This is a genomic window from Thalassotalea sp. G20_0, from assembly GCF_017744175.1.
In the GTDB taxonomy this organism is placed as follows: Bacteria; Pseudomonadota; Gammaproteobacteria; order Pseudomonadales; family Endozoicomonadaceae; genus Endozoicomonas.
Genome location: NZ_JAGHQV010000259.1, coordinates 1 through 981, shown reverse-complemented (window position 1 = coordinate 981; position 981 = coordinate 1). Strand labels below are relative to the sequence as shown.

The following is a 981-nucleotide window of genomic DNA, read 5'->3' as shown; positions in this document are numbered from 1 at the left end:
ACCAGTGTTTCCCGCAGTTTTTTTTGGGTTTGAGTGGGTGTCTGGGGCTCTTCCCGATGGTCAGAGGATGATGTTTCAACGTTTTCAATGGAAGTGTTGAATGCCTCCTTTTCTTGTTCTTTCAGGCTCGGTAGCTGGTCTATGGCATTAAAAACCTGAAGGCATGAACCGCAACGCACCGAACCCCTGGCAGCCTTAAGCTGGGCATGGGTAATGCGGAATATGGTCTGGCAGTGGGGGCAAGTGACACTTGACGGCGTCATGTTTACTGTTTACCTGATTTTAAAGCAGCATTTTTTATTAGACCAGAGCCCCAGTACTGAATCCAGTCTAATTGATAATGCAGGTACTTTAGTTTCTATTGAAACCCGGGGAGTAACAAGTTCTGTCATACCTGCATCACATCAATGCCAGCTTATGAACGTCGCTTGCCAGAGAGCATGGCCCAGCCATCAAAGGTGACTGCTGTATCCATGGCAAACCACTGTTCATAGGTTTGAATTATTTCATCCGCCTGCTCAGCCAGAATACCGGACAGAGCAATGGAGCCGCCTTCCCTGGTCAGACTGGCCAGTTTGGGAGCCAGTTGAGTCAAAGGGCCAGCAAGAATGTTGGCCAGTACTATATCAGCCTGATCTGCTGGTTCGTCATCGGGCAGAAAAACTTCCAGCTTATCCACCGGAATGTTATTCCGTTTAGCATTCTCGATAGTGGCTTCCAGTGCCTGCGGATCCAGGTCAACACCGACAGCTGATCGTGCACCCAGAAGGAGTGCTGCAATAGCAAGGATGCCAGAACCACAACCATAGTCGATAACTGTTTTTCCGGTCAGGTTATTCTGCTGATCCAGCCAGCGCAGGCAGAGTGCCGTGGTGGGGTGCGTCCCGGTGCCGAAGGCCAGGCCCGGGTCCAGCATCAGGTTAACAGCCTCAGGATCGGGAACGTCTTTCCAGCTGGGGCAAACCCACAGGCGGTCACCAA

The 981-nt window shown here is 51.3% G+C and carries 2 protein-coding genes; both read right to left on the bottom strand.

Going from position 1 to position 981, the window contains the following annotated elements; all coding sequences use genetic code 11:
- A partial coding sequence (locus tag J7438_RS25915; RefSeq protein WP_209278917.1) for an MJ0042-type zinc finger domain-containing protein occupies window positions 1-263 on the bottom strand: 263 nt, incomplete at its 3' end.
- Between the two features lie 152 nt (window positions 264-415).
- A partial coding sequence (prmA, locus tag J7438_RS25910; protein ID WP_209278916.1) for a 50S ribosomal protein L11 methyltransferase occupies window positions 416-981 on the bottom strand: 566 nt, incomplete at its 5' end.